Annotated in this window: 9 protein-coding genes and 1 pseudogene; all 10 read right to left on the bottom strand. The window is 71.6% G+C overall.

Translation table 11 applies throughout. The features are described 5' to 3' along the window. A pseudogene (locus E3O23_RS16750) lies at positions 1-827 on the bottom strand (hypothetical protein); the annotation flags it as partial. Next, complete coding sequence (locus E3O23_RS16745; RefSeq protein WP_134493005.1) at positions 824-1,462, bottom strand: C40 family peptidase; 639 nt, start codon at positions 1,460-1,462, stop codon at positions 824-826. The pseudogene E3O23_RS16750 and the gene E3O23_RS16745, both read right to left, overlap by 4 nt. Then, a complete protein-coding gene (locus E3O23_RS16740) occupies positions 1,459-1,893 on the bottom strand; it encodes a flagellar export protein FliJ (protein WP_134493003.1) in 435 nt (144 codons plus the stop codon). Before E3O23_RS16740 ends, E3O23_RS16745 begins: the two co-directional genes overlap by 4 nt. Beyond that, positions 1,890-3,218, bottom strand: a complete 1,329-nt coding sequence (locus tag E3O23_RS16735) for a FliI/YscN family ATPase (RefSeq protein ID WP_241983524.1) — start codon at positions 3,216-3,218, stop codon at positions 1,890-1,892. Before E3O23_RS16735 ends, E3O23_RS16740 begins: the two co-directional genes overlap by 4 nt. Beyond that, entirely contained in the window at positions 3,215-3,823 is a 609-nt protein-coding gene (locus E3O23_RS16730; RefSeq protein ID WP_166790565.1) for a FliH/SctL family protein, read from the bottom strand. The genes E3O23_RS16735 and E3O23_RS16730 overlap by 4 nt, the downstream gene beginning before the upstream one ends. After that, complete coding sequence (gene fliG / locus E3O23_RS16725; RefSeq protein ID WP_134492999.1) at positions 3,813-4,841, bottom strand: flagellar motor switch protein FliG; 1,029 nt, start codon at positions 4,839-4,841, stop codon at positions 3,813-3,815. Before fliG ends, E3O23_RS16730 begins: the two co-directional genes overlap by 11 nt. After that, positions 4,838-6,439: a flagellar basal-body MS-ring/collar protein FliF gene (fliF, locus tag E3O23_RS16720; RefSeq protein ID WP_134492997.1), complete on the bottom strand. Its 1,602-nt coding sequence runs from the start codon at positions 6,437-6,439 to the stop codon at positions 4,838-4,840. Before fliF ends, fliG begins: the two co-directional genes overlap by 4 nt. Then, positions 6,439-6,771 (bottom strand): flagellar hook-basal body complex protein FliE, encoded by a 333-nt coding sequence (gene fliE, locus E3O23_RS16715; protein ID WP_134492995.1) that lies wholly within the window; start codon positions 6,769-6,771, stop codon positions 6,439-6,441. The genes fliF and fliE overlap by 1 nt, the downstream gene beginning before the upstream one ends. Continuing rightward, the gene (locus E3O23_RS16710) at positions 6,771-7,163 is read right to left on the bottom strand and encodes a flagellar basal body rod protein FlgC (RefSeq protein ID WP_134492993.1); all 393 of its coding nucleotides are present in this window, start codon (positions 7,161-7,163) and stop codon (positions 6,771-6,773) included. The genes fliE and E3O23_RS16710 overlap by 1 nt, the downstream gene beginning before the upstream one ends. Continuing rightward, complete coding sequence (locus E3O23_RS16705; RefSeq protein ID WP_134492991.1) at positions 7,163-7,504, bottom strand: flagellar basal body rod protein FlgB; 342 nt, start codon at positions 7,502-7,504, stop codon at positions 7,163-7,165. Before E3O23_RS16705 ends, E3O23_RS16710 begins: the two co-directional genes overlap by 1 nt. Positions 7,505-7,570: the final 66 nt, after the last annotated feature.

Genomic DNA, 7,570 nt, shown 5'->3' with positions numbered 1-7,570 from the left:
GTGGACGCGGCATCCGGGGCGAGGCTGCTGTCCGGTGCGCTCGGCGCGACGTCCGCCACGGTCCGCGCGAAAGCCGCGATCGGCGGAGCCCCCGCAGCGTCCGGGGTGGCCGCGGAGGCTCCCGTGCTGGCGCTGGGCCGGCTCGGTGCGGCCGGTGCGGCCGGGGCGGCCGTCGTCGGAGACTGCGGCAGGGCGGTCGGCGCGGCCGGGGTCAGCGATGCGGGGGCCAGAGCCGCCGGGGTCAGTGAAGCAGAGATCAGTGACGCCGGGATCAGTGACGCCGGGATCGCCGTGGCGGGCGTGGCTGGTTCCGTCCGCTGCGCCGGTGCGGCGCGGCGATCGGCCGTTGCCGGGGCGACGGCGGAGGCCGGAGCGACTGCGCTCCCCGCGGCCAGGTCGGACAGGTCGGGTGCGGGCAACTCGGGCTGCGCCGGCTCGCCAGCCGCCGGGACGGCCACTGGAACTGACACTGGAGCGGCCACTGGAACGGCGTTCCATGCTGCGTCGGAGACGGGAGCGGCGACTCCGCTGCCGGGCTCGGACAGAGCACGTTCGGCGCCGGGCCTGGGCTTAGCCTGACTGGCCTCAGCCGGCGCGGACCCGGCAAGCACGGACATGGCAGGCGTGGCCTCGGCCGGCGTGGACTCGGCAGGCGCGGGGTCGGCGGGCAGGGTCTCGGCGGGCAGGTGCGCGGAGGTGTCCGCTCCGAGGGCGCCGGTCAGGACGGCGGCGAAGCCGGTCGCGCCCGCACGGGGGCCGGCCGGCGCGGACGCGGTGGGCTGCGGCGCGGACTGCGGCGCGGTCATCCGCGCGAGGGAGAGGCTCACTTCGACCCGCCCGCGGCGAAGGCGGCCAGCGCGGCGCTGAAGGCGTGACTGCCGCCGGAGGCGAGCGACGCCGGCGCGGACGCGGTCGGGATGACCCGGCGGATCGTGTCGATGTCGGAATCCTTCATGTAGGCGTCAACGAGGCAGACGGTCCGGCCGGGATAGGGAGCGTGGATGACCTTGTTGTTGCCGGCGTAGATCAGGATGTGTGCGCCGCCGCCGGTCACGATCAGGTCGCCGGGCAAAGCCTGGGCCAGGGAGCCCACCTCGGTGCCGATCTTCATCTGGCCGGAGACGAGACGGGGAACCTTGACCCCGACGTCGGCGTAGACGCGCTGCACGAGACCGGAGCAGTCCATGCCCTTTCCGTCCTCACCGCCGAAGACATAGGGCACGCCGAGGTACTTCTTCGCGGCGTTCGTCACGTCGGTGCCGGAGACGCCGGAACCGGACCCGGGCGTGGCCACGGAGGGCACCCCCGAGGTACCGGGTGTGCCAAGGGCCGTGGCCAGCTTCGCGGCGAAGGCGTCGACCGGAGCCGGGGCGGCGGTCTTCTGCCCCGCCGGAACCCCGGTGAGCTGGATCAGGGTGGACTGGATCTCGGCGACCCGGCCGAGGGCTGCGACCATCGTCATCGTGCGGCTCCCGCCTGGTCCCGGTGCCAGCGGGCGGAGGCGATCTCGTCCAGTGCGGTCTGTTCGCCGTGGAGTTCCTCGGCGTTCCACGCCGCGGCGTGGCGGGTCGCCAGCTTCTCCAGTCCGATCGACTGCGCCCTGGCGACGTCGAAGGCGTTCTGGGCCTCCCCCACGGCGACGGCGTAGTTTCTGCCGAGCCCGTCCAGGTCGGCGAGCATGCTGCGCGACGACGCGCGCGCGGCCGCCATCGCGTTGAGGGCGGCGCTGGTGGTGGCCGACACCGGGGTGTTCGCCAGCGCGCTGTGGGTCTCGGTGCGGTGGGCGCTGTTCTCCGTGGCGTTCCGGTTCGCCGCGGCCAGCGCGCCGGCGGCTTCGTCCTGCTGCAGGTGGCGCAGTCGGAGCAGTCCGGTGAGCGAGAATGCGCGATTCATGAGATGCCTTCCAGGGTGTTCGTGAGCCGGGTGAGGGCGTACCAGGATGCCGAGGCCGGCGTCTGGTCGTCCATCGTCTGCTGCAGGAAGGCCGTGATGGAGGCCTCGTGGTCGACGGCTGCATCGACCAGCGGGTTGGTGCCCCGCCGGTACGCGCCGACGTCGAGCAGGTCCTGCGCGGCCCGGCGCGCGGCCAGCACGCGCCGAAGGGCGCCGGCGACCCGGTTGCGTTCGGCGGTGTTGACCCGGGAGGCGACCCGGGAGATGGAGCCCAGCACGTCCACGGACGGGAAGTGCCCGGTGATCGCGAGCTTGCGGTCGAGCACCACGTGCCCGTCGAGGATGGACCGTGCGGCGTCGGCGATGGGCTCGTTGTGGTCGTCGCCGTCGACGAGGACCGTGTAGATGCCGGTGATCGACCCGGTCGCGTCGGTTCCGGCCCGCTCGAGCAGCCGGGCGAGCACGGAGAAGGTGGAGGGCGGATAGCCGCGCGTCGCCGGCGGTTCGCCGACCGACAGGCCGATCTCGCGCTGGGCCATGGCGACCCGGGTGAGCGAGTCCATCATGAGCATCACGTCGGTGCCGCGGTCCCGGAAGGACTCGGCGATGCGCGTGGCGGTGAAGGCGGCGCGGAGCCGCATCATGGCCGGTTCGTCCGAGGTGGAGACGACGACGATGGAGCGGGCGAGGCCCTCGGGGCCGAGGTCGTCTTCGAGGAACTCGCGCACCTCCCGGCCGCGCTCCCCCACCAGGGCGATGACGGACACCTCGGCATCCGTGCCGCGGGCGATCATCGAGAGCAGGGAGGACTTGCCGACGCCGGATGCCGCGAACAGGCCCATCCGCTGGCCCTTGCCGACGGTCGTCATGGTGTCGAGCACCCGCACGCCCAGCTGCAGCGGGGTGTCGATGCGGGCGCGGTGCATGGCCGAGGGGCTGTCGTTGTCGAGGGAGACCATCCTGTCGTTCAGGAGCGGCCCCTTGCCGTCGATGGGACGGCCGAGCCCGTCGAGGACGCGCCCGAACAGGCCGGTGCCGGTGGGCACGAGCAGCGGGGTCCCGGTGGACCTGGCCGTCGTGCCGATCCTGACCCCGGTCATCCGGCCGAGCGGCATGCAGCGCACTCCTTCGCGAGTCGTCGCGACGACTTCGGCGTCAATGCCGGGACCCTCGCCGATCGTGACCAGGTCGCCGATCGAGGCGGGCAGGCCGGTCAGCTCGACGCCGAGGCCGACGATCGAGGAGACCACGCCCATTCGCTGGGGCCTGGCCGCGTGGAGGGCCGCGTCGAATTGCCGCGCCCGCGGGCGCCAGGTCGTGGTCACTGCCGGACTCCGTCGAGGGCCGCCCGGGCACGCCGGAGGGCCGTGCCGATCCGAGCGTCGAGGAATCCTTCGCCGAATTCCGTCATGGCGTCGCCCCGCGCCAGCTGCGGGTCGGCGGTGAACCGCACACCGGCGCGGGCCGCAATCTCGGTGCCGAGGAGTTCGAGGTCGTCCGGATGCATCCGCACGGTGTGCACTTCGGGCGCGTGTTCGTGGTCGAGCGCCCGGCGGAGGGCCAGGCGGGCCGCGGACTCCCGGTCGCCGAGTTCGGCGCCGATGACGGCCTCGGCGAGGTCGACGGCCGACGCGACGAGGGCGAGCTCGACGCCCTGGATCAGGGGAAGCGCGCTCGCGTCCAGGGCGCGCGCGGCGGCGGCCAGGAGCTCGACCGTCCGGTCCGCCTTCGCCTCGGCGTGCCGGAGGGCCGCGGCGTGGTCGGCCTCGAGTCGCAGCGACTGCTCGTGCATCCGGGTTGCGGCCAGCCGGAGGCCTTCCGCGTAGCCCGCGGCGTGGCCCCTGGCCCGGGACTGCTCGTCGATGACCTCGCGGCCGTCCTGCCCGAGGCTGGGGAAGGCCACGCGCGAGAACGCCAGGTCAGTAGACATATTCTTCCTCGTCCCCGCGGACGACGGTGATGCTGCCCTGCGCGGCGAGATCGCGGATGGCGCGGACGATTTCGGCCCGGGCATCCTCGACATGCGACACGCGCACCGGGCCGATCGCGGCGATCTCGTCGTCGAGGGTTGCCCGGTTGCGCTCGGACAGGTTCGCCCGGATGACCTCGATGACCGATTCGGACGACCCCTTCATGGCGGCGGCCAGGATGCTGGAGTCGATGCCGCGCAGCACCTGCTGCACGTCGCGGCTCTCGAGCTTGACGATGTCGGCGAAGGTGAGCATCCGCGAGCGCACCTCTTCGGCGAGGGCGGGGTCGCGTTCGTCGAGGGCCTCGAGCATCGCCCGCTCGGTGGCGACGTCGGAGCGGTTGATGATGTCGACCAGCGGCTGGACCCCGCCGATGACCTCGGCGGCCTCGCTCGAGCCGACGACGGAGCCCGCCCGCAGCTTGAGGGTGTCGGTGACGATGCGAACCGCCTCCGGCGTTGCCGTCCCCATGGTCGCAATGCACTGGGCGACGTCGGTGCGGCGCGAGGCGTCGAGCCCGGCGAGCACGGCGGATGCCCGCTCCGGCCGCAGGTGCGCCAGCACCAGGGCGATCGTCTGCGGAAGCTCCCCGTCGAGGAGGGTGAGCACCTGGCCGGGCTCCGCGGCGTCGAGGAACTCGAACGCCTTACCGGCCATCGACGAGGCGACCCGGTTCATGACTCCGGCTGCCTTCTCGGCACCGAAGGACGCTTCGAGCAGCCCGAGCGCGAAGTCGTGCCCGCCGTGCGACTGGCGTGCGCCCGTCGCCATCAGCCGATGGAACTCCGTCAGGGTTTCGTCAGCGACGGTGTCGTCGACGCGGCGCAGGCCGACGATCTCCGCGATGATCGCGGCGGCTTCGAGCTCGCTGAACTCCTTCATCACCTCGGCGGCATGCTCCTGGCCGAGGTTCATCAGCACGATCGCGACCTTCTGGGTGCCCGTCAGGGTCTTCGCGGTAGCCGGGGCGGCGCTCATGCGGGCTGCCGTTCGTCCATGAAGCCGCGGAGGTACTGCGCCGTGCCCTTGGGGTCGCGCTGGGCGAGGGCGTCGATCTCCGACCGCAGGTTCTCGGCGTCGGTCGCCTCATAGGCGATCGACGGTCCCGGGTTGATGACCCGCGGGGCGATCGACGGGGCTCGGACCAGCGGAACCGTCGGTGCGTCCAGGGCGCTGCGCAGCTCGGACAGGTCACCGACATCCATCGGTTCGCGGCTCTGCCGGCGCGACCGACGGGCGTACACGATCAGGCCGAGGATGAACGGGATGACCAGCGCGGCCGCGATGATGGCGATCCGGATCAGGCCGGCGACGCGGTCGGCGTTCTCGGCCGCCTGGGCGGCGGCGAGGGCGGCCGCGGCATCCTGCGCCCCGGCCGTGTTGAAGTTGACGACCTCGACCGTCACCGCGTCACCGCGGGCGACGTCGATCCCGGCCGCGGAGGCGACGAGGGAGGACAGGTCGGACACGTTGATGTCGCCGGCGGCCGCGGAGTCCACGGCAACGGACACGGTCTGCCGGTTGATCGCGCCGGACGGGATCGTGCGGGATTCGGTGACCTTGTTGACGGCGTTGTTGCGCGTGCTGTCCTTGGACGTGAAGGTTCCGTCGCCGTTCGCCCCGGCCGGGACGGCGATGTTGTCGGGGCCGAGCACACCGGTGGCGCCCGCGCCGCTCTTGCCGCCCGCGTATGTCTCGGACTTGACCGCTTCGTTCAGCGCCGGGGCGTCCGTGGGGGTCGTGAAGGTCTCTTCGACTCGCTCGGCGGACTCGTAGCTCATGTCGGCGGCGACCACGACGCTGGCATTGCCCGGCCCGACGATCTTGTCGAGCATGGCCTGCACCGAGCCCTGGACGCGTTCTTCGTACACCGAGGACTGCTTGTCGGCGCTGCCGGTGGCGCCAACGCCAACGGCCGAGAGCACGGCGCCGCCGGCGTCGACGACGGCGACATCGGACGGGGACATGCCGTCGATCGAGGAGGAGGTGAGGTGCACGATGGCCTCGACCTGCTCGCTCGTCAGGGTGATTCCGTTCTCGGCTTCGATGAAGACGGATGCCGTGGGGTCGTTCGCCTCGGCGACGAACACGCTCTCCTTGGGGATGGCCAGGCGCACCGAAGCGGTCCGTACACCGTCGAGCGCCTCGATCGTGGCGGCGAGCTCTCCTTCGAGCGCCCGCTTGTAGGTCACCGACTGCTGGAACTCGGAGGCGGTGACGCCCATCTTGTCGAGGAGCGCGTATCCCCCGGTGCTCGAGGAGGGCAGCCCGGCCGACGCGGCCTTGAGCCGTTCGTCGTAGACGCTCTTCTCGGGAACCAGGATCGTCGCACCGCCGTCGCTGAGCTCGTACGGCACGCCGTCCGTGCGGAGCTGGTCGACGATCGTGTTGGCGTCCGACCCGCTGAGACCGGAGAACAGGGGCGTGAAGGCGGGCTTGGTTGCCCACATCGAGAGCGCGGCGATGCCCAGCACGAGCACCGCCACGCCGATGAGCGCGACAGTGCGCTGCGCGATGGTGAACTCGCGCAGCGCGTTTCCGAAGCGCCGGAACGCCGAGGTGACCTGAGCCGGCATCAGGCCTGCATCCGCATGATCTCGTTGAACGCGTCAACGCCCTTGTTGCGAATGCCGGCGACGAGCTCCATCGTCACCTGGGCCCTGGTCGAGGCGATCATGGCCGTGTGGATGTCGTTCAGGTCGCCGGTGACGGCCTGGATGGCGAGGGTGTTCGAGGCGGACTGGGTCTGCTGGAGGTTGTCGACCGCGCCGGTGAGCGCGTTCGCGAAACCGGCGCCGCCGGCATCCTGGGTTCCCTGCGTTCCCTGCGTGGCCAGGAGGCCCTGCAGGCCGGAAAGCGCGCCGGTTCCGGCCGTGCCCTGCACACTGTCAATGGCGCCGAACGGCATCAGGAACGTCCAATCTGTAGGGCTGCTTCGTAGCTGGTCTTCGCGCGGTCGACGACGGCGGCGTTGGCCTGGTAGCCGCGCTGCGCCATGATGAGCTGGCCCATCTGGGTGGCCATGTCGATGTCCGGCAGGCGCACGTACCCTTCCTTGTCGGCGAGGGGGTGGTCGGGCTGGTACGACAGCCTTCCCGCCGCGTCGCCGAAGGCGGCCCCGGCGACATACGCGCCGGAGTTGCCCTCGCCCTCCTGGGCGACGACGTACCGGGCCTGGAAGGCGCTCCCGTCGGTGCTCTTGACGGTGTTGATGTTCGCCATGTTGTCGGCGACGGCGTCGAGCCACTTGCGGTGCAGCGTGAGCCCGGTTCCGGCGATCCCGATCGCGTCGAACGTCATCAGCTGGTCCTCAGGGCGGCGCGAACGGCGCTGAACGGGGCATCGGCGGCGCGGGCGGCGAACTGGAAGCGGAGCACCGTGTCGATGTTCGAGAGCGTCTCGGTGTCGAGGTTGACGTTGTTGCCGATTTCGTTGGTCGGCTCGAGGGAGCGTGCCGTGGTGGCCGAGGCGTGGCCGTCGCCCGCCGCCACCGACTTCGCCAGCGCGCCCTCGAAGGCGACTCGCTTGGCATGGTAGTTGGGGGTGTTGACGTTCGCGATGTTGTTCGCGATGGTGCGCTGGCGCAGGGCCAGCCCATCCAGGGCACTCGCCAGAGCGCTGGCGGTCACGGATTCAAGCACGGAGTCCCGCTTCGTCAAAGGAACAGACGGCCGATCCGTGGCCAATTGGCGAGCAATCCGTGCTCG

It is taken from the genome of Cryobacterium tagatosivorans (genome assembly GCF_004402215.1).
Lineage (GTDB): Bacteria > Actinomycetota > Actinomycetes > Actinomycetales > Microbacteriaceae > Cryobacterium > Cryobacterium tagatosivorans.
The sequence above is the reverse complement of the archived record's forward strand: the minus strand, read 5'-3'. Positions and strand labels throughout refer to the sequence as shown.